Origin of the sequence: Clostridium sp. MCC328, from assembly GCF_018785465.1 — a bacterium.
In the GTDB taxonomy this organism is placed as follows: Bacteria; Bacillota; Clostridia; order Lachnospirales; family Lachnospiraceae; genus Pilosibacter; species Pilosibacter fragilis.
Genome location: NZ_WQPW01000028.1, coordinates 93,022 through 117,522, shown reverse-complemented (window position 1 = coordinate 117,522; position 24,501 = coordinate 93,022). Strand labels below are relative to the sequence as shown.

The 24,501-nt window shown below is 42.7% G+C and carries 22 protein-coding genes; 2 read left to right on the top strand and 20 right to left on the bottom strand.

The window, feature by feature from the left end; translation table 11 throughout:
- Positions 1–647: 647 nt before the first annotated feature.
- From GPK83_RS05560 to GPK83_RS05545, 5 genes are all read right to left on the bottom strand, one after another.
- Positions 648–1,196, bottom strand: coding sequence for a signal peptidase I (locus tag GPK83_RS05560; RefSeq protein ID WP_215704228.1), 549 nt, complete (start codon positions 1,194–1,196; stop codon positions 648–650).
- 54 nt (positions 1,197–1,250) lie between these two features.
- Positions 1,251–1,376, bottom strand: coding sequence for a hypothetical protein (locus tag GPK83_RS17115; RefSeq protein ID WP_275950614.1), 126 nt, complete (start codon positions 1,374–1,376; stop codon positions 1,251–1,253).
- 34 nt (positions 1,377–1,410) lie between these two features.
- The gene (locus tag GPK83_RS05555; RefSeq protein WP_215704227.1) at positions 1,411–3,063 is read right to left on the bottom strand and encodes an O-antigen ligase family protein; all 1,653 of its coding nucleotides are present in this window, start codon (positions 3,061–3,063) and stop codon (positions 1,411–1,413) included.
- A gap of 120 nt (positions 3,064–3,183) precedes the next feature.
- Positions 3,184–4,674, bottom strand: a complete 1,491-nt coding sequence (locus tag GPK83_RS05550; RefSeq protein WP_215704226.1) for a hypothetical protein — start codon at positions 4,672–4,674, stop codon at positions 3,184–3,186.
- Entirely contained in the window at positions 4,668–5,354 is a 687-nt protein-coding gene (locus tag GPK83_RS05545) for a glycosyltransferase (RefSeq protein ID WP_215704225.1), read from the bottom strand. The genes GPK83_RS05550 and GPK83_RS05545 overlap by 7 nt, the downstream gene beginning before the upstream one ends.
- Positions 5,355–5,473: 119 nt before the next feature.
- Between GPK83_RS05545 and GPK83_RS05540 the strand changes: the two genes are divergently transcribed.
- Positions 5,474–5,929 carry a helix-turn-helix transcriptional regulator gene (locus GPK83_RS05540; protein WP_215630573.1) on the top strand — a complete coding sequence of 152 codons (456 nt, stop codon included), beginning with the start codon at positions 5,474–5,476 and terminating at the stop codon, positions 5,927–5,929.
- Between the two features lie 129 nt (positions 5,930–6,058).
- Here GPK83_RS05540 and GPK83_RS05535 read toward each other — a convergent pair whose 3' ends face one another.
- The 11 genes from GPK83_RS05535 to GPK83_RS05485 all read right to left on the bottom strand — a co-directional run bounded on the left by GPK83_RS05535 (position 6,059) and on the right by GPK83_RS05485 (position 18,583).
- A complete protein-coding gene (locus GPK83_RS05535) occupies positions 6,059–6,286 on the bottom strand; it encodes a hypothetical protein (RefSeq protein ID WP_215704224.1) in 228 nt (75 codons plus the stop codon).
- A 64-nt stretch (positions 6,287–6,350) separates the two neighbouring features.
- Positions 6,351–7,010, bottom strand: a complete 660-nt coding sequence (locus GPK83_RS05530) for a hypothetical protein (RefSeq protein WP_215704223.1) — start codon at positions 7,008–7,010, stop codon at positions 6,351–6,353.
- Positions 6,979–7,245 (bottom strand): hypothetical protein, encoded by a 267-nt coding sequence (locus tag GPK83_RS05525; RefSeq protein WP_215704222.1) that lies wholly within the window; start codon positions 7,243–7,245, stop codon positions 6,979–6,981. Before GPK83_RS05525 ends, GPK83_RS05530 begins: the two co-directional genes overlap by 32 nt.
- Positions 7,246–7,337: 92 nt before the next feature.
- Positions 7,338–8,264, bottom strand: coding sequence for a sigma-70 family RNA polymerase sigma factor (locus tag GPK83_RS05520; RefSeq protein ID WP_215704221.1), 927 nt, complete (start codon positions 8,262–8,264; stop codon positions 7,338–7,340).
- A 112-nt stretch (positions 8,265–8,376) separates the two neighbouring features.
- Positions 8,377–9,090: a hypothetical protein gene (locus GPK83_RS05515; protein ID WP_215704220.1), complete on the bottom strand. Its 714-nt coding sequence runs from the start codon at positions 9,088–9,090 to the stop codon at positions 8,377–8,379.
- A 126-nt stretch (positions 9,091–9,216) separates the two neighbouring features.
- Positions 9,217–9,921, bottom strand: coding sequence for a hypothetical protein (locus tag GPK83_RS05510; RefSeq protein WP_215704219.1), 705 nt, complete (start codon positions 9,919–9,921; stop codon positions 9,217–9,219).
- Between the two features lie 50 nt (positions 9,922–9,971).
- The gene (locus GPK83_RS05505; RefSeq protein ID WP_215704218.1) at positions 9,972–12,005 is read right to left on the bottom strand and encodes a PhoH family protein; all 2,034 of its coding nucleotides are present in this window, start codon (positions 12,003–12,005) and stop codon (positions 9,972–9,974) included.
- A 109-nt stretch (positions 12,006–12,114) separates the two neighbouring features.
- Positions 12,115–13,203, bottom strand: coding sequence for a hypothetical protein (locus tag GPK83_RS05500; protein ID WP_215630581.1), 1,089 nt, complete (start codon positions 13,201–13,203; stop codon positions 12,115–12,117).
- A complete protein-coding gene (locus tag GPK83_RS05495) occupies positions 13,187–13,390 on the bottom strand; it encodes a hypothetical protein (RefSeq protein WP_215630582.1) in 204 nt (67 codons plus the stop codon). Before GPK83_RS05495 ends, GPK83_RS05500 begins: the two co-directional genes overlap by 17 nt.
- A gap of 212 nt (positions 13,391–13,602) precedes the next feature.
- The gene (locus tag GPK83_RS05490; RefSeq protein WP_215704217.1) at positions 13,603–16,056 is read right to left on the bottom strand and encodes a hypothetical protein; all 2,454 of its coding nucleotides are present in this window, start codon (positions 16,054–16,056) and stop codon (positions 13,603–13,605) included.
- 124 nt (positions 16,057–16,180) lie between these two features.
- On the bottom strand, positions 16,181–18,583 hold the full coding sequence (locus GPK83_RS05485) for a DEAD/DEAH box helicase (protein WP_215704216.1): 2,403 nt from the start codon (positions 18,581–18,583) through the stop codon (positions 16,181–16,183).
- A gap of 190 nt (positions 18,584–18,773) precedes the next feature.
- Between GPK83_RS05485 and GPK83_RS05480 the strand changes: the two genes are divergently transcribed.
- Complete coding sequence (locus GPK83_RS05480) at positions 18,774–19,529, top strand: class B sortase (protein WP_215630585.1); 756 nt, start codon at positions 18,774–18,776, stop codon at positions 19,527–19,529.
- A 540-nt stretch (positions 19,530–20,069) separates the two neighbouring features.
- Here GPK83_RS05480 and GPK83_RS05475 read toward each other — a convergent pair.
- The 4 genes from GPK83_RS05475 to GPK83_RS05460 form a co-directional block, all read right to left on the bottom strand.
- Positions 20,070–20,972 (bottom strand): single-stranded DNA-binding protein, encoded by a 903-nt coding sequence (locus GPK83_RS05475; protein WP_215630857.1) that lies wholly within the window; start codon positions 20,970–20,972, stop codon positions 20,070–20,072.
- Between the two features lie 165 nt (positions 20,973–21,137).
- Complete coding sequence (locus GPK83_RS05470) at positions 21,138–21,986, bottom strand: replication initiation protein (protein ID WP_215630856.1); 849 nt, start codon at positions 21,984–21,986, stop codon at positions 21,138–21,140.
- Between the two features lie 153 nt (positions 21,987–22,139).
- On the bottom strand, positions 22,140–22,940 hold the full coding sequence (locus GPK83_RS05465; protein ID WP_215704215.1) for a mechanosensitive ion channel family protein: 801 nt from the start codon (positions 22,938–22,940) through the stop codon (positions 22,140–22,142).
- A complete protein-coding gene (locus GPK83_RS05460) occupies positions 22,928–24,499 on the bottom strand; it encodes a hypothetical protein (RefSeq protein ID WP_215704214.1) in 1,572 nt (523 codons plus the stop codon). The genes GPK83_RS05465 and GPK83_RS05460 overlap by 13 nt, the downstream gene beginning before the upstream one ends.
- Between the last annotated feature and the right edge of the window lie 2 nt (positions 24,500–24,501).

Genomic DNA, 24,501 nt, shown 5'->3' with positions numbered 1-24,501 from the left:
TTTCGTGATAATAACCATATCCGCAGTTATCAGCTTCCGTGATAGTCTTTACCTGCCACAGATATCGGTATCCGTGATAGGGTGAATGTCTGTAACATATCTTCTTTTCTATTTTTTAGTTTTTCTTTTTGAATGCGGGGAGGACGCTATCTTGTTTTACGGTACAGTGCGAATGCTGATGTTGCGGATATTGCGATGCTGGATGATTCTGTGGGCTGCGATGGCGTGTGCGTCGCTGATTGGGTTTCCTATGGATGATGATATGGCAAGGTGCAGCTGTATGGAATGACTCAATCACTGTGTTGACAAGAGGTGATAGCGTGGTAAGAGTAGCATTTAGGAAATGGGAATGAGGACGTTATACCGAAAGTAAAGAATGTACCATGTTTTACTTATAGAACTCTTAATTTTTTTGTAAAAGAAAAATGCTTCGTTCCCGCGTTGTGGCCGAAATAGATTTTGTTATATAAAGAACATTAACTTACTAGCAAATTCAAAATGCTAAATAAGTATTAGCAACTGGATTCTCTATTAACGATTCTTTGGCGCAGCGCGAGTTATAACATATGGATCATATGGCCGTTTATGTGTGATGCCGATCTTCTAGTTATACAAAAAAACAGAGCCCATTAAGGGCTCTGCGTGCGTCACTGTTCGTGTTCAGATGTTTCTACTTTGCTGTTGCTCTCATTTGCATCTTCGCTTCCATCATCGTCATTCTCGATATAACGGGTCATCATCAGAGAACAAAGATTTAAAAGTATGATCCATGCTGCAATAACACCCAACTGTTTGTGTCCAAGTTTTGCCATGACAAATCCAACCTTTGGAATAGAATATGCATAGGTTCCAACAATCTGTTCCTGGGAAACCGAGTTCATATCTTCAACATCATTGGCATCTCCTTTTGTGATGAAAACTCCACCGTCTTCGCGAATGATTCTGTGCGTAACCAGTTTGTTTTTTTCTTCTGTTCCAATACGGTATGTAACAACATCTCCTGCTGCAACATCTCGGTCTTTTGTATTAATAAATGCGATAGCTCCCGTATGAATCGTAGGCTCCATTGAACCAGACTCTACGATATATGGAGTAAAACCAGCCGCTTTTGGCAAGATGAAAATTGCAGCAATCACAATACATAAGAAAGTGACCACTGTAACAATAGTGCTAAATGTCTGAATCGCTTTTTTCATGAAAATATCTCCTTCCTAATACTTGTTTTTATACAGACTCGCACGTAAGACGGGTCAATGAAATTCATGTTCTAAAAATTTTTCCATGCCAATAAAAACGCTGCTTCCTCTTGTGACAAGAGCGAGAATGGACAACGATTCGCTTGGTCTGCAGGTTTTCTTTTTGATGATAATTTCCACACATATTCTCCTTCCTGTTTTTTTGCTGAGAGAATTATGGAACTTTTAAGTCAGATATTGGTCTTGCACTCTTCTGTCCCATGAGTGCCACCAACACGATAATGTACACTTGGGTCATTGGAACGGAAATATTCACGAAAGAAACACAGATATATACTAAAACCGCTACAGCGCAGACCGCTGATTTGTCCTGACTGCGTATGGCATAAATGCAGATGAGGATATACCATGCATACAAGCTGAAACACCCTATCATGCCGGATGTAAACAAATACTGTAGGATTTCATTGTGCGGGGAATCGAATACTTGGCCTGCTACCGAAAGCATTTCATCGTATCGTGTGCTCTTCATCACGATTCCGAATGTTTCCAGACCGGTTCCAAATAGTTTTTGCCATATTGGAAGGTTGGCATATTCTTCTGCGGCTATTCTCCACACAAATCCCCTCCATGTTCCCCACTGGTCGTTAAATCGTGTGTATTTCTGTATTGCTTCTGATGCCACGTGTCCGGTATTAGCCAGGATCAGGATCTCAATTACACATAGCCCACAGCAAATGGTGGTACCTATGAGTAATCCTCGCCATAAGCGCAGAACCCGCTTTTCTTGCGTTCTCATGTGATGCAAAATCTGACGGACCATTTCAAGCCATACAATGATGCAAATGCAACATTGGAATATTTCCTTTTTTAATGCTAAAGCCAGAAGGATTCCTGATTGAATATTGATATACGGGGAAACCGGGCCACTGAAAAGATTGACATAGCAAAACAGTGTTGCTTCTGCCAGAAGGAGGATTTGTACCAGTCTAAACAAAGCGAGAATTTCCGTAATATCCCGGCAAATAAATGCTGTAATTGCAAAGAAAGCAAGGATACCGATCTCGGCATTGTCTGAAAGTCCGGTGATCATGGCGATACAGAATAAAAAGAACAGCGTTCGGTACACAAGTTTGAAAATTCTTTTATAATCCTTATCCGCAGTTCTGTTTTGAACGGAAAGGACGCCGGCAATAGCCATAAACAGTGTCATGGCAGCGGTATATGTATTGATATTGCCATAGGAAGAAACAAACATGCCGCGCTGGCTTTCTTTTATCGCTGCGATCCACCCCATTGGATCTATCCCGGCAAAATCTGCAATTCCCCAGACTGCCGAGATTCCACCACCCAAAAGCATGAAACGTATGCATAGTCGGATAGATTTCTCGCTGACGGTATGTCTGATCATCAGATACGCAGCTGCATAAAAAAGCCACATTTTTAATCCCTGGTATCTTCCGCCTGCCCCAGTCCAAATCATTTTTGCATTACCAGAAAACAGCAGAGGAATCATCGTGCTTACTAGAAATACACACAAAAACAGATCCGGCAATATCCGATCTCGCCACGGTTGTTTATTCATCCTGCCTGCTGGGACGCGAATTTCATATTGATGTCGCCGGCAAGACTGGATAACGTATAAGAATGACATGGTGATGAAATACATCTTTGTCAGGTTCTGGAAATAACTCACGCGGTCTCCAAGAACGTGAAAATACCTGTCTGTGAAATAAAATGGGAATCCTGAGAACGTGTTCCAATGCCGTCCGGTCATCACGGGCAATCCGCATACCAGTTCAAAAATATAAATGAATGTAATGATGCCATAATAGTTTGGGGATTTTTTTTGATCTATGAATTGCATACTTTGTATGGGTATGGCCAGAGATGGCCACACCCTTCTCCTTCCCTTTGTTTGTTGTGCAAATTATGGGAAGAAAGCCTGAAAAATTGGTTTGCGCTGTGCCGATCATGGTATTTCTGGTCATTCGGCATTGCAATATAATATAATTTCATCTGTTTCCATGCATGTTTGATAAGAAGAATGTGTCTGAAAATAAAGATCCATTTTACTGCCTTTATCCACTATAAAATAATCGAATTGATAACGGCTGAAGTAATCATCAATCTGCTCCTGCCGGTATGATCCAATTACCTGCTTGAATTCTGTATATAAATCTGCATGATGGTTGATAGCGCTGTCTGAGATTTCCAGACGTGGTTCCAAAAGGACTTTTGCCCCGAACATTTCAAGAGCGGGATTTCCGGGCCATATTGTTGTTCCATCCAGATCAATGCCATGATTGTCAAAATACTGTAGTAAATCTCCGTCATCTTTCATGGCATAGACCTGTTTGCGAATATCTCCAGTTAAAAATATGTTTTCAGTCAGTTTTATTTCCCAGAAAAATCCCAGGAACACCATTGTAAGAATTAAGACAAGTTTTGCCAACTGATGCATCTTCTGTATCCTTGGAATGCTCTGTGTCCATTTATCTTTAATCCGACTTGCAATCCATGCCACCGCTCTACAGACTTCGTTCCAGACCAGCATCATGGCCGGTATCAGGAAGATAATATTTCGCTTGCATGTAAAAGCAAAAAAACCAAATCCCATCAAAAGAAATAGTCGGTAATAATCTATTTCAGGCGAAATGCACATGATTAAAAAAATGATGAATACAGTCACCAACCCTAATACAATGAATGGGGCGTCCCATGTTTCCAAGGAAAGAGGCTGGAGTTCCGGCGCCTCCACATGCCCAAGTGATTGAAACAGGTAAAATACGTTTGCAGCTTGATATGGGTTTACGAAAGCCAGTAAGCCGGCGGCTGCCGTGCTTATCCCTAGTGACGATATATACGTATTCGTGCTCCTCTTTTTGAATCTGTTTGCTGCCCATGCGGCCATAAATGCAATGATCGGGCAAAATAAAAACATCAGATTGGAGGACTGAACGTTTGCGGTAAAAATTGATGCCGCCGGCAAAACTGTCAGAATCATTTTCGAATCGTTGTTCCGATACTGTTCCAGCCCATATATGATCAAAAGAAGCCAAATAAATGTCAGAAGTGCTGGGCGTGCCGATTTCATAACATGCGCCATGCAGATATCGGACAAGCATGTAAATGCTCCGGATTCCATATCCGTATGTCCAAGGGCATGCAACAGCCGAAAACAGATATAACTGAAAAGAATATACTGTACAACGCTAAGCAGCTGCGCTCCTATCAAGCCAATGTCGCGACTGCAATAATAATGCAGTACGCAATAAAGCCAATTCTGAATGGCGATATCCATTCCATCCATAACAAGAAATGGATTGGTTTCCGGTATCCCGTGTTCTATGATATATTTCCCTGTTGCTATCATATAATAACTATCTGTGTTGATACGCAGAATAAATGGCAAAACCAGAATGACGGGAATAAGCCAAAAAAGGCCGTGTGAAGATAAAATTTTTCGCACTAACATACCGTCCCCTTTCTTCCTGCCAGTGCCAGTTTGACAATCCGAATACCATCACGCACTGTGTGGATTTTGGACTGGCTTCCATGTGGGCGATCAAGATATGGTACATCCAAGGACTGTATGTCAAAATGTTGCATCCAGGCATGAAGCGCCATCTCAGTTTCTGTTTCAAACCCGTCATACAATGCCGGGAAACTTTTTACAAAATCACGTCCCATGATCCGACTACCGCTTAGGACATCAATGTTTTCGAATCCATACAACACATGAAACATGACACTGAGAAAACGATTGCCTATGGCGTGAGAGCATGACATGACTGCGTGTTTTTTTGCATTCTTTCTCTTTCCAATCACAATGGACTTTGGATTTTCCATATACAAGCGGAGCATCTCCTGCACCATGGTCGGCGGATAAGTGCCATCTCCATCCGTCAGAACATAAATATCTGCATTAACTTCATGAAAAGCCTGTCTAAGCACGGCCCCTTTTCCTGGTATTGTACAAAAACGGATTTTTGCTCCGGCTTTCACGGCTTGTTGTGCTGTATGATCTGTTGAATCGTTGTCATAAACATAGATTTCCGCTTCCGGAAGTGCTTTGTGATAATCCTGGATCACGGACGCAATGGTCAATTCCTCATCCAGGCATGGAATAATTACTGCGATAGTGTGTTTCTGCATCAAATCCCTCCTTTTCTTTCGTAATTATGGCAAGAAACTGGTGGAAAATGGTTCTAAACACGTTGCATTTTCAATTCGTATTCGATACAATGGATTTTGTTATTAACGGAGGAATTTACATGAAAAACGAACGATTACTGGCACTAATGGAAGCCCGCGGGGTAAATAAAAATACATTATCTAAACTTACAGGCATTGCGCCGTCTACCTTGAGCCGTATTATTGAAAATAAGGTTAAGCATATTAAGCAAAGCCATATGCAATCCATTGCCTCGGCCTTGGGCACGACCATCCACGCGATTTTTGAAACAGCTTCGGAAAATGCTGTTTTATCTGCTATTCGTCCAGACGAAGCTGGTGAGCCGTTGACCAAACTTCTCTCTCCGGATGAATGTTTCCTTTTATTCTGGTATCAGAATTCCTTACAGAACGGCAGAGAAAAGATTTTTCAATGCGCAAAATCTGAATACGAACACGCTGTTGAAAAAATCAAGAATCGAGTCGAGACCAGAACTGTTCGAACGGAAGATAACGAAATTTCAATGGTACAATTATCTCTCCCTCTGGATTTGTGATTGCATTCTCATCCACAAAAAAAGATCTCTCCGATAGCTCGAAGAGATCTTGAGATGAATCTTTTAACTGTGTCATGGCCTGCGATCAAGTGCCATTCTGCATTGGGTTCATACCCAATAATTGCATTGTTAGTTTAACAATCTTTTTAACTGTTTGTCCGATAAATTCCGGATAATATCGTATCTCGAAGCAATTCTTAAAGAATCTTCCTTGATGTAGAATTTATGAGATCGTATTTTTACTAACAATATATCTTTATATTTTCCCTTTGTGTAGTTAACCACTTCCACGACTTTTCCATTATGGGAAGATGTTTTACTGTGAATGACGCATAAATCCCCGCTTTTGTATCTCATGCAGTGTTCTCCTTTCTATGGTCATTATGGTAAAAACATGCCGATTGTCGACATTTGCAGCGTTTTACTTATGACTGAAGTCACGAGTATTCGACGGTATCTTCTCAAGCTGCAAACTTCCTAATGGTGGCTCAGGGTAATTCATCTGCCTCCCCGCCAGCTGCAAAGCCATATCATGCATGGACGATGTTTTTATAGCATCCGGCGTTACCACCGTAATAGTGCCGGTTACATATTCCAGCAGATCGTGGCTGATTTCTGTCAGAACAAAAACTTCGTTTTCCGGAAGAATCTTCTGAAGCTTTTCATAGAAATCTGTCATATCTCTTTCAACCGGATCGGCATCATCCGTTTCTGTTTTGACATAAACAGTCACCGTCTTTCCGTTGAAATCAATGCAGTCGATATACCATTCCGGATGAGAGAAAACGATGTCCTTTGTGCTCTTCTCTGGCCACGTTTTCCAAACATAATACCAGACTGTCAGATCTTCATTTCTCTTTTCCAGGTCGTAGTCCAGGATGTACTCTTTTACTGTCATTTGTTCTGCATATTTGATTTTTCTGAAAGCACCAAATCCATGACGGATATCACCGTCATCACCCGTTTTTGCCCAGAACTTAATTTCCTGATCATCTGAATATAGGCCACTGATAAGTTCTTTGTATTTTTCTTCGTTTGTTACACGGAAATCATTTGATCTCGTTACGCTTCGATTTGCCATATTGTTCCTTTCCGGACAAGTCCTTATCTGCGAAATTTCTATCGTTCATCATTTGTTCGACGAGTCCCCATGCAACCCCGGCAATGCCAGGAAGCTCGATTTTGAGCCAGGACTCAACTGATAATGTTTGCATAAGTCCACATTCGTGCAAAATGACGCAGGCAATGATGACCAGTATCGTCCACTTACAAACAGCCAGAATGAAGCGTTTTATGTATTGAAGAAACATTTTCATTTTCATATTCCTCTCTATATTTTACAATAATTATGGTTGAACAGTCTTTGATTTCGGTCATGTCCAGATTGCTCTGGATTTGACGAAAGCTTCTATTCTGCCATATTAATGCCGAATTGTTTCATTACGGCAACGATTTCTTTTTCACTGTTTCTTCCAATGCCTCGAACCAAATCAAGGTGCCCATGCAAAGAAGCTACACTCTCTGCATTTTTCTCAAGATGGTTGCAGGCAAAATACCTGTAGAGCGCATTATATGGTCTCACAGATAAACCAAGTTCTTCCAGTGTTGTTTTACGACGCTTTTCAGCCAGCGCTTCGTACAGATTGGTCTCATCAGGATTTTCGCGCAGGCTCTTGGTTTCAGCCAGTACACATTCTGTTTCGGTCCGGATGTTTTCTGTCGCTTTCGATAACTCCTTGATTTTTTCATTGAGCAAACGCTGAAGTTCCAATTCTTTTGCCGCTATTACCCGTTCGTATTCCGCCTGGGCAGAATGCAACTTCTCCAATGCCTGGTTGTATCCTGCTCCAAGACACAGTTGCCATCGGTATTTTGGATGACGAAGTTTTCGCATGACTTTAGCAAGGATCTGACGAATACGTTCAGAAGACAAATGCTTGTGTTCTGCAATTTCTCTCAGCGACAAACCTTCCTGATAGCGCAACTGCAAAACCTCCCGCTCCACATCATCAAGTTCCGTGATAATCTGTGCATATACCTCGTCAAAATCTGCCGGCACCACAGTTTCCTGTCCAGTCAGATCACACAGAAAATCCTCTCTCCAGGTTTCCCAGTCTTTCTGCGTAACGGTTACACGGTCTTTTTCCCGGTTCTTCGAAGCGTCAATATTCTGCTTGACAAAACGCATAAACCACAGGTAATTGATGTTTTCTCTTTTGCATGCCTGACTGACTGGAATCCCATTGACCAGGACGGCCTCCAATACATTTTGTAATCGTGCAACTTTGTTCTGGCACTCTGTATACAGAGTTTTCTGTCCACCCACTGTTCTCATGATTCTTTCTCCTTCCTCAATGTCTGATATTGTTTCAGAGCAATTATGGATGACAATACGGCGATGTTTTACAAGAAAAAACACTCCCCAAAATAGAGAGTGTTTAGGAATATCAGAAATCTTTAGCCTTGGTTCCTTGCTTTCGCAAGTCATGACCGTAAAAGATCCCGGTGCTGTAATCACCAAATAATACCAGATATCGTAATTCTGGTTCACCTGTTATCGGTTCACCAATGACGATACCAACCCTGTTATTTGGTATTGTTCGCACAATATCTTTTCTTTGCAATTTGCGCCATTCTTCGTATCTTTTTTTGACTTCGGCATATTCCATTGCCAATACAAGATTGTACGGTACGCCAAATACAGTTATAATTTCTTCTGGCTGCATCAGGTAAATGTGACGCATCAGATCCCACGCTTCATTCGCACTGCTGTCTTTTGAATCTGTTTGCTGCACGCTGGATTTATTGTCCTGATTTAATGTTGCTGTCTTTCCTAAAAATGGGGATTCAACGCATTTATGCTTCACAACGATTGGACTTTCGTCTGCCTGATTCACCACATCTTTGGCCCAGTCGATTAGCCACGGAGCGTCTTCTGTGGTGAACATCGGTGTTGGTTCGGCTACGTATACAACGCCATCCAGAATTTTGCAACAAAGCAATACTTCCTGCTTGCCAATTTCCAGTTGATGTTGAATGGCGGATGTCATGACACCGTTATATTCTGCCTGCGCCATAAAATTCCGAATCACATCAGTACCAGTGCATCTGACCATGATTGTTTTCTTTTTGAATGCATCCCAACTAAATTTTTTCTTCATTCTCTTCCTTCTTTCTCAATGTCTCTATTGATAGAACTATAAAAATTATGGAAGGGAAAAGGTTCCGATAAGCCCCTCAAAAAAGCTGCCCATACGGACAGCTTTTGCATGAATGCAGAAAAATGATTATGTGGTTCTTTGCACGTTTTTTACAGCGGATGCTGAGAAAATCCTGGAAATACGATCGCAGGTTTCGATACGGTCTTTCAGTTCGCGCTCCAATTTCTTATAGACAGAATGATCGAAACTACTGCCAAGCAGATCATAAAGCTTGTATGCCAAGTCCGCCGTGGCCGATGCATAATGTTCGAGACAGTACTCATACCGCTTTTTACTGGCAACAGCCTGTTTGGTGATCATGCCATAATAAGCTGCCGGATTCTGGCGGTACAGAACATATAAACCATCCTGAATATTCTGGCCAGATGATGTTCTTAAAGTCACCGTGTATTTGGAATATAATCCAATAATATTTGCTTCCTCCTGAGTCAGTCTGCACTTTGGCATATCCAATGAAGATGAGGCTTCGGAGCCACCGAATAAATCAACGCCTCCCATAGCTTCTGCCATAATCGTATATGCCTCATCAGAACTACATCCCGTATATTCCATGACCATATCATGCGTTGACACAAATGTACCGCAAGCCCAGCAGTAATATCCATTTTCTTTCAAAACACAGTTTCCGATATTCATATCCGGATGCCCAAGCCGTTTTTCATGTCCGGGGCATAAAATATACGTATATTTACCTTTTCGCCTCGTATCCATCTGGATATAATCCGCAACAACTTCCGTGTCTGCTTCCATACACAATTTTCTGATATCCATTGTTTTCACTCCTTTTCATGAATCTATGCCTTATGATTATTTCATGAAAATTATGGGATTTGATGTTGTATGGAAAGAGATCTGCCGTGTGCCAACAGATCTCTTGAAAAGATTGGAAGTTCATTCAGGTTAATTCGGAATTTCTCCCACATCATTTCCATGATTTCACGCAGTCCGTGGGTGCCCATATTCCGGATACAGCGAAGATCCGTAGCCGAAAAAGTAGCGATGCTATATGCAGTTAACGGTAAATTACGGGAATAAAAAGCGCGTTTCAGTACATTGTATGGGCGTACTGACAAGCCGAGGTCTTTCAATGGCGTTGCTTTTAAAATTTCCGCAAGATGTATCTCATCCTCGTTGCTTCTACGTTCCGGAGGATCCAAGGCAAGCTCATGCAACGCAGAGATTGATTGCCCGAATGTTCTTTCCATCTCATCAACAATTTCCTTCACAAGCCCACGGTCTTCATTAAATGGATCGAACAGATTGGATCCATAGGAATGCGCCACGCTCCATGCTGTTAATGGCAGATTTTCGCTAAGAAGGAATTGCATCAGCACTTTTTCTGTATTGGGACGTAAATCCAGCTGTGAAATCATCACATCCTGCATGCGTCGTACTCCATCAGTTGATGTATCCACGGTACTGTACGTAAGCGGTGCCGTAACACCTTCCTGTTTCTGATTTCTCATTGCCACAGCTACTTCAGCTGCCAACTTGGAACGGGTAATTTCATTTTCAAGAAACGTACAAACAGCGCACGAATCAGATTTACCTCCAAGCAGCTTCAGGGCATAGGCCAAGCCGTTTGTCCGTTTCGTGAGGTGCGGCGTGTCAATCTGATCCAGGCAACCGGCAACAATGATTTTACAATCCTCTCCTGCACGGGTCAGGATTCCCTTCATCTGCGATACCGTGGTATTTTGTGCTTCATCCACAAACAGAATTTTACGTTTTAAAGACCGGCCACGCAGGAAACTCAGGGCTTCGGCGGACAGACATCCTCGTTCAAATAATTCCATGACTTTATCGCTGACATCTGTTTCTGACCCATCCTTTGTTTTTCCACTGACATATGCCGGATCTACCAGGGTTTCCAGATTGTCCATGCAGCCACGCAGCAACGGGCCGACTTTTTCCGTCTCGTCCCCTGGCAGGGCTCCAATCGCATGATCAAATTCCACATTCGCTCTTGTCACGGTAATTTCTCGATACGTATGCTCCACATATGTCTGCTGCAGCGCACATGCCAGAGTCAGGAAAGTTTTGGCTGTACCGGCATCTCCATGGATTACTACAAGCGGGATTTCATTGGCAGGTGCCATCAATGCTTCAATACAGAATCTTTGACCAACATTGCGTGGAGTAATACCAAATGGCTGGCTATTTTCATATTCCAGACATGCAATCACGCCGTTTTTCTCTTTGGCGAGTTTCGTCCCTCCGGTCACCTCATGACGGACTAAGAAAAATTGCGATTTATGTATTTTTTCTCCATGTCTTTTTTCAAATACTGCTGTTTCTTCGGGCGTCAGCGAACCGTTTTTACACAGTGCGCTAAACAGCTCATCTGAAACCGTGACATCTGCACGGCCAGTGTATTCCAAATCTTTTGCATCTACCGCTTCGTGAGTATATACCTGTACTTCCACGCCGAGCAGATCTGCTTTTACAGCCATGCAGAGATCATTGGATACAAGAACAGTTTTATTTACTGTTTCTCCCAAACACATCGGATTCGACTTCAGCGCCGCGATTGCCAGTAAAATTTCATTATCCGTTTTCTGTACGGATAACCCATAATCTTCCTTTTTAAGATCCGGCTTGATATTGCGGATAAAGAGCTTTCCTCCGTTACCGGCAGGGACGCCGTCATTCAGTTTCCCTTTTGTTTTCAGAGCATTCAGATTACGGATTGCCCGGCGGACGTTATACCCGCGATCCCCGGAGTCATTCTTGTGATTATCCAATTCTTCTAAAACCTGTGTCGGAATTAACACAATATTATCGTCAAAAGCATGAATGGCATTCGGATCGCTGATCAACACATTTGTGTCGAGAATATAAAGTTTTCTTCCCAATATAATGGCCTCCTTTTTTCTTTGTATTACAATTATGGTGTTTTTTCTGTATTTTTTTAGACAAAAAGACCTCCTCCAGAGGATCGGAGAAGGTCTATGTTGACAAACATTATAATGGTAATGCTGCAAGTGTATCCACATTCTGTTTTGTGCCTTCCATTGGAACGAACTGGATCACATTAAGATCCGGTGCACCTTTACCTCCACGCAAGGAAAGAATAACTGGGTCACTGCTCAGGTCATTGCCAATTTTTTCAATAATACGACGTATGCAATCATCGCTTTTATCGCAATGATAGGATCTTACAATAGTCGGTACTGTTTCCTCTCCCAAAGTATGGCGAAGATAAATTTCACATTCTTCATCCGTAAAAAGCTGATGCATGCGTGCAACGATTGCCTGAAGCATCATTTTGCTGATTGTCGCTCGCTCCGGAGTCTCGAATGCTGTGTTTACTTCCGGGTTTCCCGCTATCAACTGTTCGTGCTGCGGGATTGCTTCCAGATGAGTGTTAAAATCCATATTAAGCTGGCGTAATGCATTGCGGATCTGAGATAACGTCTCATCCGTTTCCAACATATAATCCGCTTCTGTCGGCTTTTTTCCAAGTTTCTCATATTCTGCACGAATTTTAAGAATCTTTTTCTTTAATACTGCATCAGCCTGCGTCATTTGATGCTTATTTGTCGTTGTTGTATGTGACAGGGCAGACTTGATATGATAATAAAAAAATGTGGATGGAGCACCTTTGGTTGCATCGTACCGCGGAAGGTTTTCCATGATAGCCTTATAGGCTTCATGCTCCAGATCTTCTTTGTACTCCGGATCGCGTTCAATATAGGTCATATATCTTTTGAAAATAAAATCACGCACCAGGCCTTTCATATAAAAGCACGCAGATTCCATGGCCTCTTTTCTTTCATTGCCGGTTTTTTCCCTGACTGTTTTTGCAAGCTGAGCATAAAATTCCTTAGATTCCATACCTTTTTTGATTTTTGCGTCTGTTTTATAAAAGTCAAACAGCTCATCTTCCTGGTTCATCAGTCTTTTGCGAAGTGCACGAGTTTTTTCCTCATCCTGCTGCTCCTTGGTTTCTTCATCCTCGGATGTGTAGTCCATGGTTTCATAAGCCTGGTACTCAGAATCATCATACGCGTCCTCTTCTTTTAATTTTGCTTCATCATATACTGATAACATATGCATGCAATCTCCTTTCAATCAGCGGAATCAGCTGTAAATAGTAGTCTATGGTGTCTGGATCTCTCACCGCGTTCCCAGTTTCTATCATCCAGTGAGTCAGGATTCCGTCATACGATTCTTTTGTGCAGTCTGTACTTTCTATAAATTTCATCAGGCTGCGTATCTGTTCAATATCGTGGGTCATGTCTAATTCTCCTGACGGTCCGAACGTCGAACCCTATCGGTTTGCTTTGTATGGGCATATTATATTCGGTTATGACAATATTTTCCAATTAGCTATCTCTGCGGATATCGTTTTTGCATGTATTTTGAAAAAATCTGAAATTTTTGTGAACAAAAATAACAGGGATCCAGATTTTTGTCTGGTCCCTGCTATTATCGGTGCAATTATACTGGCTATTGTGTTGCCTCGCTTTCTTCTCGGCTCCAGTCTATGGCAGTCACATCCTGAAGCTGAAATTTCCATTTTCCCTCTTCCCAATGACCGCGGATTACTTTTTCATTTGCATTGTAGCGATACCGTAACATATTGCCTTCTCGTCTTTCAAGCGGATACTTGCGGCCGCGCAGCTCCACGTATCCTGTAATCGGAATATTCTGTTCACCACAGTTATGGTCTTTGAACGGCACGATAAAATGAGCCGGCTGCCCCTTCCTCTCCAGACGGAACTGATCGAGAAATGCATCGGAGTCCGTACGTTCTGGCTCTGTTTTTTCAACCGTTTCTTCCATGCGGTTCTGACTTTCTGTTTTGCCTGTCAGTGTAACATAGGATGTGAAATGACCATTATCCCAAATACCATACACATTGAATTCCTTATTGTCTGACGTCGTAATCGTGATCATATCCTGTCCACGTTCCGTGCAATAGGAACGCTCTACGCCGTTTTTATCCACAACATAAATCAGAAGATCTGCAAAAGTCCTTCCTGGATACATCTCAACGATACGGGTAGGCCAGATAATGAATTTAACCTGGCTCAAAATAGCATCTCCAAATTTCGGTTTCACCGTTACCTGATGGATATGCTGGAATAATACTCCTCCATCCTGACTGTGATCCGGTTTAGCAGGTTCTGTATTATTCTGCACAGGCTCCGATGTTGATGCGGATGTTGGTGCCTCCTCCGCAACTGTATGATTATGGTTTGCCTTATCTTTTACTTCTTCCCCGGTTTTTTCGGTTTCGGCTTTCTCTGCCATTTCTTCCTTTTTGTCAAATGTCTCAGTCATGTTCTGCATTGGAGTCTGCTCATTCGGTTCTGCATTGGATACCACCGCCTTTTCTTTGGTATTTGGCTGAAATTCCGGCAAAGATCCATTTTCAGCCGGTTCTGTTTTTGCATTTTTGGATCCGATGCCAAACAGACTGGCGATAAAGCCATGTTTAGGTTTTGACTTTTCCGAAGAAGTGTCATTTGTATTCTGCATTATTTCCTCATGCTGAAGAGGATGCGCGTTCTTTTTAGGTTCGAACGGCATTGGATCCTCAGCATCTGCACGCTTGCTCTGATCGGCAACAGTCTGACTCTGTTCTGTATCTTTGTCCGGCATCTCATTTTCCTGCGTCACTTTGATATCCTGATGTGTAGATTCGGCTTCATCATCAAGAACCGGTGCATCAAAAGCACTGTAATCATCCATACCGGCGTCTTCGTTTGCTTCCTCTGGCACGTCGCTTTCACTCTTCATACCATCAGGTACAGTTTTCTCCGAAGCATCCTGGATGACTGGCATATCCTCAGTATGCAATTCCGAGGAACGGATTTCCGAAGTGCTGTCTTTCTCCTGTGCGCTGGTATCTGGTGTATTCTGATCCATCGTTAATTTTGAAGAAGTGACCGGTTTATTTTCGGGCGTATTCTCGCTCTCGTGCATAGCGGCATCCTGCTTGGATTCTACGTCGTAGGCATGAGCCGGTGTAGGTAAATCATCCACGGTTTTCGATTTATCCGGGGTATTACTATCCAGATTTGCATTTACAGGTAGCTCATGTGCATCCGCATCTTGCTCTGTCTGTGATAAGGACACTGAAGCGTTATTGTTTTCCGGGACCTTTCCGCTTGCAAAGGTGCCTCCTGCAGAATTGTCCATGGTTGCTACGATAGCATCGAGATCCAGCTCTGGTTTTTCTTCCAGAGGAGTAGAGGGTATTGTTTCTGCAAACGGTCCAGCAGTCGGTACAACAACTGTTTTTGCGGTATTAGTGACTTTTTCTTCCGCTTCTTTCTTTGATGCGGCCGTTGTGGTTTCCGGAATTGGTTTCTGCACGGGAACATTTACATGAATATCCGGGAGTACAGAACCAAATGTCGGAATTACCCTGCTAACAGGAATTTCGTGAGCGGCAGACGCCGGTTTTGTATGCTGGATCCCAGCGTTTTTTACATCTCGTTTCTCGGTGTTTGTTTTTGCATTGATTTTCTTTGTTTCCTCTTCTGTTGGTGGCTGCGCTGCTGTATTTGTCGCATGCTCGGTTTTTGTTTCATTCAGCTTACTTGCCTGTTTTTTCTTGGGGGATGTTGCCACAAGTTCCGGATACCCGCCGCTCTCCAAAACGGTGGCAAACTCTCCTCTCAGTGTATTTGAGACGCTTGTATACGGACACGCATGCTGCATCCCATCGATTTTCATCTTGATAAATGTCGGGTTGCCATTTTCATTTTTTTCAATGGTAAATGGGTAGCCTGTGCGTAAAATACCGCAGAAAGCGCTGTTATAAATGCGCGTGTTCATCTGATGAATGACCGGCACCAGTTTATCTTCTTCTGATTCATTCGCCATCAGTTTACGTCCGCACTCCAATGCCAAGGCATAGGTCTGTGGTGCATAAAAAAGTTCTTTACTCAAATCTCCATGTCCTCCTTCTGACTGTTCCTGCCGCATGGAACTGGCAGATCATTTTTTTCTGTTATAATTATGGAAACAAAATGCTCATGATTTGCACACAGCACAAGCGTGTCCAGGCACATACTCACCGTTTTTCTTCCGGCAGGAACAGTTCTTCATAACGCCGGATAATATCTTTTCCAGTCTGTGTCCCGCAATATTTTCTTGTTTCCTCACGGATCCAGCGGAACATATTTGGATATGCAAGCATCAGATCTATAAAGTAGTTGTTTCCTGATTGTCTGTCACCAAATAAAGTTCCAGGACCGCGCAGTTCCAGATCCTTTTCAGCAATTTCGAATCCATCATTTGTCTGTGTTAAAAAGGCCAGCTTGTCATTCGGGGATTCCGTCTGCAGAATACAGTATGACTGGTCTTTCCCACGTCCTACTCGTCCGCGCAGCTGATGTAAAGTTGAGAATCCAAACCGGTCAGCGCCGGTGATCGCAATTACCGTTGCGTTCGGCACATTCATTCCTACCTCGATCACGGTGGTTGCCATTAGCACATCAATAAGACCATCCGCAAAATCTCTCATAACTGCAGTTTTTTCGGCCGCTTTCATTTTTCCGGTCAGTATTTCCATATGAATTCCCGCCGGTTCAAAAATCGAACGGTATATCTTTTCTTTCTCCTCGATGGAGACAATTTCCTGCTTTTTTGTGTTGGTATCAATCGCTGGGCATACAATGTATGCTTGGTGTCCTTTTCGCACTTCCTGGATAATGCAGTCAGCAGCCTCTGTGTCTTTGCATGTCAGTGTCGTTTTCACTGCTAAACGTTCTGCCGGTTTATCCGTAATTGTGAGGATCCCGGTTTGTTCTCCATAAATGGTGGAGGCCAGAGATTTGGGAATGGGGGTGGCCGACATGGTGATTTTATGGCAGTTCTGAACGCCTTTCTCAAGAAAGTGCTCCCTGTGCATGACCCCAAATTTATGCTCTTCATCAATAACCGCAAGGCCAAGGCTCTGGTATTCCACAGCATCCGCGAAAATACTGTGGGTACCAACCAGAATGCTGACGTCGCCGTTTTTGACTGCTGCACATATTTTTTTCTTTTCAGATGCTTTTGTCTCACTGGTCAAAAATGCAATATGAATGCCAAGCTTCTCCGCTTCTGGCTGCAGATCCCGGTAATGCTGCCAGGCAAGGGTTGTGTACGGGGCAGCGAGTGCACCCTGGAACCCGTTTTCCGCAGCCTGGATGAGCAACGCAAAGGCTACGCAGGTCTTTCCGGTTCCCACATCTCCCTGAACCAGTGTATTTACCGCAGCTCCGTCAGCCATGGATTTTGAAATACTCTGAATGGCACTCCATTGACCATTTGTCAGGGCATATGGCCTCGATTGAATGTATTGCCGCATTTTTCGTACAGTGGGCATTGCAGCGATACTGTGCTGGCTGATATTTGTTCGGTTTGCTTCCAACTTCATGTTCAAATAGACCAAGTCATCGAAAATCATCCGTTTTCTGGCTATCTGACATTGTTTCCAGTTTAAAGGATGGTGCATGAACATTGCCGCCTGTTGAAATGAAGGCAGCTTCGCTTTCTGTAATAATTCCGACGGTATAATATCAAATGCACTGATTCCGCGGATAGCCCTGTTGACAAAGCGGGCATGATCCATGTTGGACCATCCTTTTATGGCGCTGTACTGCACGTAAAACTGATGATACATTGCAATATTATCTGACAGTACCGGCGGGTTCATAACCGAATAGCTTCCATAAAGATCATTGTACTGGATAAAGCCTCCAACAATCAGATGTTTGTTATACACCACTTCTCCTAACCGGATTTCGTCTAACTGCACCTTACGGATACACAGATCCAGTTTTAATCCGCGAAGATACCAGCGGATGCATTGTAACGTGGCCTGTGAAGAATCTTTCATTGCGCGTGTAATTGTTTTGATCCAGATAATCGTTTCTTCCGGCAGCATCCGCTTCGCGTTTTCGAAAGTCACCTTGGAACACGCATCCACGCCGCCAGTTTTTAATCCTCCAAGCATTTTGAGCGACGGCGTATTCAATGCATTGATCTCTTCAATTTTCTTCTTGCAGAATTGCTTGATATCCTCCATGACTACGGGGCTGATCTTGTTAATTTCCTTTGGGATAGTAATATTTTGTCCACAGGGATTTTTTGCGCTGTTTTCCAGGTATGTATACTTAAATGCCTCCACACCCATAACATTTACATGCAGGATATTACCCGTACGGTCATCTTTTATTTTTATTTTTGCAAGATTGGCATGACTCTGCGTTTCTTCCGTATACGAGATGCAGATGCCGGTTATGGCAAATGGCATGCGATGCGTCATGTGCCTTACGACATCCGGATCCGTAAAGTCTAGCGGCATCAGGGAAGTAAAATTCCAATAATGCAGCGGTTCCTGTCGCAGGAGTGCTTCCGCTGATACAATTTTTTTCTTTTCCAGGATTTCTATCTGTTTCTTTTCGATTCCAAGTTCTTCCAGTTTCATAGCTCGCCTGAGACAGTCTCCTTTCGTAATATGGACTATCGACAATGTATTCTTCTTTTTAGTATATCTTGTTCGCATGAATTTTACTGTTTTCGTGATTCTGCGGATATTTAAAAATATACAGTTTTCAAAATGATTTCATCCGCTTCCATAATTTTCTAAAATCATAAAAGAAATCAGGAGGAAGCATATGAATGGAATGAAAAAAATAACAATGCTTGTACTTGCACTGGTCTGCGTCATCAGTGGATCCGTATGGGTAAATGCTTATACCAAAAAAATGGCTGATGAAGCGGCTTATGAAGAAATTCGCGAAACAGTCCAGATTCATGATCTGGAAGTTCAACCTACAACCGTTGCACCGACTGAAACAAAAGTTGTAGAAACTGTTGCTGACAATAAGCAAGAGTCTTATGTAGCTCCAGCGGGATTGGCTGACTTGATGGCATCTAATCAAAATGTGATTGGATGGTTAACTATCGGTAATACAAAAATCGATTATCCAGTTTGTCAGAATAAATCCGATAACGAGTATTTTTTACACCGTGACATTAACGGTCAGAAAAATACAGCTGGCAGTATATACCTTGATAGTATACAGGATATTAATGCCAAAGGTCTTCACGTGGTTTATGGACATCATATGAAGAACGGAACAATGTTTAAGGATGTATCCCGATTTACTTCCGCGAAATATATGGCGGAGCATCAGGACATTACACTCTGGACCGGCAAGCGTGAAATCAAATTAAAACCGATTGCATGTTATGCAGGTCCGGCGGATGGAAGTTATCGGACAAATTTCCAGACCACAGATGAATTACATAAATTCATCAAGACCAAATGCGGAAAGGATATTATATCTGATAATGTATTCGTTTTCATCACCTGTTCATATGGTGGGAACGATGAACGTACGTATCTCATATGCGAAGAGGAGGGTTAGTCCCTCCTCTTTTGTGTTATGTTTCTAGTTTCTAGTTTTTAGTTTCTATACAGACCCGCGCATAAGGCGGGTCGTCGATTTGGAAATAATACAATTTTAGATATCGTTTCTATACAGACCCGCACATAAAGCGGGTCGGTATCGCCTCGTTTTTCATAATTGACGGATATGGTTTCTATACAGATCCACACATAAGGTGGGTCCGAGAATTTCCTGAATCTCCTCTGCGCTGTACAGTTTCTATACAGACCCACGCATGAGGTGGGTCTATACATAAGGTCTTTAAGGTATAGTTTGATATATGTTTCTATACAGACCCGCGCGTAAGGCGGGTCAGCGAAATTCAACAAAAATTCCGCTATATAAAATCTTGATTTTATCCAAATAGTCATTTGGATGCATTTCTTTACCATTGCAGACAATGACAGTGAAAAATACGCATAATTAATGATACTTGTTTTTGGTTAATAGTCACAAAATGAAAACTGATTTTTATGTGTACATGAGGTTATAAATTGCGTATCGTGCGTCAACAAAATCTTATTCGTCAACGTCCACGTCATCTGCATCAAGATTATCATCTTCTCCAAAAATTTCTGCTCTGGCCAGTTTTCCTTCCTCGATCGCCCGCTGCTGCTTAATCTCTTCGATTTCTTCCATCGTCTTACATCCTGTCAGATATTCCGTTGAATACGGCACAATCTCGGTTGCGGTATCTTTATACTGATATGTCTCTCCGCAAGTCGGGCACTGATGATTTTTCAAGTATTCCCTCGTCTGAATCGCTCCATCCACAAACACCATGCCACCTTCCTGAATTGCCAAAACATCATTATCTGCTACTACACCATATGATTTTACAAATGGGAAATCGTGTTTATTCGTTTCTTGATCTTCCTTGATGCGGTATTTTCTCATAACATCCAACTGATAGTTTGCAATACGCTGCCCTTTATCCGTAATAAACAAGGTGGGTGGAGTGCAGACTTTGCCGATAATGGTTACTCGGTTTGAAATTTCAGCATTCCGTCGCATTTCCCGATTGGATTCTTCCGGCGCTAATGATTCACATTCTTTTTTCATGTAAATTGGATTCACAAAGGTCATGGTAGCTGGTATGGCTTCCGGTGCCCCACAATGTGGACACTTTAAGGTCAGCGTATAATTGACAGTAGCCAAGGTACCGCGCATCAGAATCACATCTCCCGTCTTCCACGCGCTGATTGCCTTCATCATTTTTTCATTCTGACTCAGAATAATTGGCAGGTCGATACGGATACGTTTGTCCACAGCTCCAAAATCCCTAATACCGCGCAATACAGACAATATACCAATGGTACGGACAAGTTTTCTGTTCGGATCATGCACGTCGCTTGTATTATACAGGAGTTTGGGAGATTCCATAACGGTGCCATAAAGCGTTACTTCATTATGTCTTGCCATAAGTTATATAGCGGTTCCCGGATTTTCCAGTCCCGCCGTTCCTCCTTATTTTTTCTTCTGTGCCAATTATGGAAACTTTTTTTATGAAAGTTGCAAAAATATTAGCATTCTCACACGCATGGGGCAACCTACAAATTTGTATGTGCGAAAGCACAACCAAAATCATTATGTGAAAATCACATCATGATAACATTGGCGTGACATATCATACTCACGCATTTCCATCCACTCCTCATCATACTGCTTCTTATTTTCTTCTGTCTCAGCCATCCCGTTCCAGGTGAGAAATTCTTCCATTTCCAGTGTTGCCGGGAATGCCTTTACGGAAAAGGCAAGGCTGGTTACTTTACGGCCTTTTTTATTTTCCGTAAACGTTACGTTGATATCTGTTTTTTCATTAATTATCTGAATGGCCGGAGCCAAATAGTTGCGTTTTAAATGCTTGTAATCACACGTTTTGCTGGCACCTACGAGACAGATCAACTCTTCCAGACTGTAATTGAATGACTCCATGTTTCGATATCGGCAAAAAAATGGGTACAGCGTAACCGCCGCAGAAGTTTTTAACCGATTCAGGTATTTCAGTTTCACCACGGTAAATGTTTTTTCCAATTCCTTTCCAAAATAATGTCCAATGTCCGAATTAAACCGAACCTTCAGGGAATCTGCATCATAATCCGCATATACAGTCTGCAGCCATGCCATGCTGAGAAATTTTTTTCCTGAATCTGCACTGACTTTGAAAGGAATAGTCAGTCCGGTTACTGCATCGGAAAGAAACTTCATTACACGGGCAAAGTTGTTGTTTTTATCATGATGATACCCAAGTGCTTTGCAAAGCTCAGAAATGTTCATTTCTACTGTTTCAAAACAGCCTGGTGTCATAGCGTTGCACTTCCAGATAATATAAAGCAAAGCTTTTGTTTCTATCGGACTGAGATTGCCAGTCAGTGGCAGGATTCCGTATTTTGCAATCGTATTCGCAGTAAATAGCTTAAACTCATCGTTGTACATATAGCCTCCTAGATGCCTGTGCTGTTATTGGATCGACTGTTACAATTATGGCGAATTTCCTTGTCAAGTTGGTTACTGTCTAAATCCCAAAAAATCCCCGGCAATTTGCCGGGGATATGGAAGCAATACTGTTATGTCTGCGGATAACAATTTTTACCGTGCGATAGAAACATGCGGATATGGGATTTCGATTCGTTCCTTTGTAAACTCACGGATAATCCTGAGCCGTATGTTGCTGGCAGCTCGAAAACTTTCATCCACAGTTTCTGTCCAGATGGTTGTCTTGATTACGCATCCAGAATCATTCATCGAAGAAAGCAACACGGATATTTCTTTCTCTCCATTTCCCTTGCTTTTATCAACCACGGCAGGTTCTGCCAGAACCGCTTCTTTGACAACCTGAATTGCCCGTTCAAGGTCTGCTTCATAAGCGACTGATATTTCCAGAAATGTTCCGATCACATTACCATCGAAATTGCTGTTTCGCAGCACCTGTTTATTCACCACACTGTTTGGAACCAAAACACGGCTTCCGTCATATGCACGGATTACGGTATGACGCATTGTGATGTTTTCCACGATTCCGGCAATTCCCATGTTCTCAAGAACGATTCGTTCGCCGACATCAAACGGTTTTGCAAAACTTAAAACCATGCCGGCAATAACATCCGCCAATACCGCTTGTGCCGCAAAACCGATCACGGCTACCATGAGGCTTGCACTCTGAAACAGAGTTAAGGTCAGTTCTCGTGTAATCGAAAACTGCATTCCAAAAACCAAGATTGTCAAAACCACGAGTATTCCTTTAGCACATGATATAAAGAAGCGGACATGGAGGGATTTTTTACGCTGAATCAGAATTTCTCCGATCAAATCTGCCAAATACCAACACGAAAGCGCGATCAGTACAATGATTACGCTGCGTAATGCCACATTTTCCATCACTGTCTGCATTGTAACGCCTCCTCGCTCTGCTCTTCCTCGTCCTCGTCCTCATCCTCATCCTGTATCTTCCGAATCTCAGGAATCCAGTCTTCTGTATATGGTTTTAATAGCCCATATGGCACATACTCCTGCAGCGCAGAATTACACGCCAAGGCCATATCAATCAGGTAAATGTCATCGCTTCCATCTGGATTGGTTCCGTTCAGCATAACATCTAACGACCACTGCCCTTTCAGGTCAAGGTTCGGAAGTATTGCTTCAATTTTACGCGCCACCTTATCTTTATATATTTCATATTTTTCCATTAAAGTGTGTTCATATGCACTGTATGTAACATAGTCATGGATTTTATCCGGATTGCGAAAATCATCTTCCATGGAAAACCGCCGTTTCATCGTTTCCGGGGCCCAGTACGGCGCAATTCCAAGGACACGCTTTTCTGTTGCGTCAATGAAGACGCGCATTTCCAAACGAAGCGGCAAGCCACAGTAAATCTCCGGAAGTTTTTCTTTGGGCTCAATATACTCACGCACCGCCCATTCCACAGTAGTCTGCATACCATAGATAGACGGCTGGCAAAGCGGGCCGGCCATTGCTGCCCCTCGGGAATGGTTGTACAGTAAATACTCTCCAAGTTCATGCACTTCCTTTGCCCCAGATACTTTTGCGTTCCGGAAATCAAATTTGGACGAACATGTTCCAGTGCGTACGAAATACGTTTTGTTTTCATCCAGTCCAAATACCCTGTAACAGTAATCATCCACAATTTTCAATGTGGTTGGCGTATGTGTTCCATAATCCAGTCTGGTAAGCTGAAGCAATGTAAGCGGAACTTTGATCATGGTGGTTGCCGGGATCTTGAAGTAATCCTGTTTTTTTACTACTTCAACCAGTGCTGGGAGCCAATATCCCATAGAATTTGGATTTTTGTCGATCATGGCATACATCAGACCATCCAGATCCAGAAGATCAAGCCCGGAACGAAATCGGTCATATGCCTGCTTGCGCGCAGTCCGTGAACGTTTCTGCGACTGAGAATCCATGTACATGGACAGTAACATCCTGCCATTTACACCTTCTTCTGTATTACAGTCTTTTTTCATTAAATTACCGGTGCAGGCAGGCCGAAATGCTGCAGGTACAGCCATTACCTCCTCTTTTGTAACCATTTCATGATCCGGCAATGCAAGTGGGTTGAGGGTAGAGATGTTTTCTCCATCATAACGATATACCGGAGTCAGCGCGATCAACTCTTCCACGATTCTGCAAACCAATTCATCCAATGCTTCCGGCGTTTCACGGTTCATAACTGCCGCCGCCTGTTTTGCATTCGGTACTCCGTCGTAAGAATAGTCATTATCGTCAATCACTTCCTTGCGGTAAGCTTTTTCAAATGCATCCAGCGCTTCTGGCGTTGTTTTTAAAAAATCTACCAGGGCATCTTTTCCTGTTTTGGATTCACCTTTTTCAGCTGAAAGAACTTTATCAGCCGTCTGTACAAATCCTGACATCCACGCTGACATTCTGTTCAGCGGCGATGTCGCTTGTTTTTTCACTTTCTTTTCCATTT

What these genes read in the sequence shown, in the direction of transcription:
- GPK83_RS05560 (WP_215704228.1), bottom strand. Translation starts at nt 1,196, where the DNA reads ATGAAAAAAGCGATTCAGACATTTAGCACTATTGTTACAGTGGTCACT.
- GPK83_RS05555 (WP_215704227.1), bottom strand. Translation starts at nt 3,063, where the DNA reads ATGCAATTCATAGATCAAAAAAAATCCCCAAACTATTATGGCATCATT.
- GPK83_RS05550 (WP_215704226.1), bottom strand. Translation starts at nt 4,674, where the DNA reads ATGTTAGTGCGAAAAATTTTATCTTCACACGGCCTTTTTTGGCTTATT.
- GPK83_RS05545 (WP_215704225.1), bottom strand. Translation starts at nt 5,354, where the DNA reads ATGCAGAAACACACTATCGCAGTAATTATTCCATGCCTGGATGAGGAA.
- GPK83_RS05540 (WP_215630573.1), top strand. Translation starts at nt 5,474, where the DNA reads ATGAAAAACGAACGATTACTGGCACTAATGGAAGCCCGCGGGGTAAAT.
- GPK83_RS05535 (WP_215704224.1), bottom strand. Translation starts at nt 6,286, where the DNA reads ATGAGATACAAAAGCGGGGATTTATGCGTCATTCACAGTAAAACATCT.
- GPK83_RS05530 (WP_215704223.1), bottom strand. Translation starts at nt 7,010, where the DNA reads ATGGCAAATCGAAGCGTAACGAGATCAAATGATTTCCGTGTAACAAAC.
- GPK83_RS05525 (WP_215704222.1), bottom strand. Translation starts at nt 7,245, where the DNA reads ATGAAAATGTTTCTTCAATACATAAAACGCTTCATTCTGGCTGTTTGT.
- GPK83_RS05520 (WP_215704221.1), bottom strand. Translation starts at nt 8,264, where the DNA reads ATGAGAACAGTGGGTGGACAGAAAACTCTGTATACAGAGTGCCAGAAC.
- GPK83_RS05515 (WP_215704220.1), bottom strand. Translation starts at nt 9,090, where the DNA reads ATGAAGAAAAAATTTAGTTGGGATGCATTCAAAAAGAAAACAATCATG.
- GPK83_RS05510 (WP_215704219.1), bottom strand. Translation starts at nt 9,921, where the DNA reads ATGGATATCAGAAAATTGTGTATGGAAGCAGACACGGAAGTTGTTGCG.
- GPK83_RS05500 (WP_215630581.1), bottom strand. Translation starts at nt 13,203, where the DNA reads ATGTTATCAGTATATGATGAAGCAAAATTAAAAGAAGAGGACGCGTAT.
- GPK83_RS05495 (WP_215630582.1), bottom strand. Translation starts at nt 13,390, where the DNA reads ATGACCCACGATATTGAACAGATACGCAGCCTGATGAAATTTATAGAA.
- GPK83_RS05485 (WP_215704216.1), bottom strand. Translation starts at nt 18,583, where the DNA reads ATGAAACTGGAAGAACTTGGAATCGAAAAGAAACAGATAGAAATCCTG.
- GPK83_RS05480 (WP_215630585.1), top strand. Translation starts at nt 18,774, where the DNA reads ATGAATGGAATGAAAAAAATAACAATGCTTGTACTTGCACTGGTCTGC.
- GPK83_RS05475 (WP_215630857.1), bottom strand. Translation starts at nt 20,972, where the DNA reads ATGGCAAGACATAATGAAGTAACGCTTTATGGCACCGTTATGGAATCT.
- GPK83_RS05470 (WP_215630856.1), bottom strand. Translation starts at nt 21,986, where the DNA reads ATGTACAACGATGAGTTTAAGCTATTTACTGCGAATACGATTGCAAAA.
- GPK83_RS05465 (WP_215704215.1), bottom strand. Translation starts at nt 22,940, where the DNA reads ATGCAGACAGTGATGGAAAATGTGGCATTACGCAGCGTAATCATTGTA.
- GPK83_RS05460 (WP_215704214.1), bottom strand. Translation starts at nt 24,499, where the DNA reads ATGGAAAAGAAAGTGAAAAAACAAGCGACATCGCCGCTGAACAGAATG.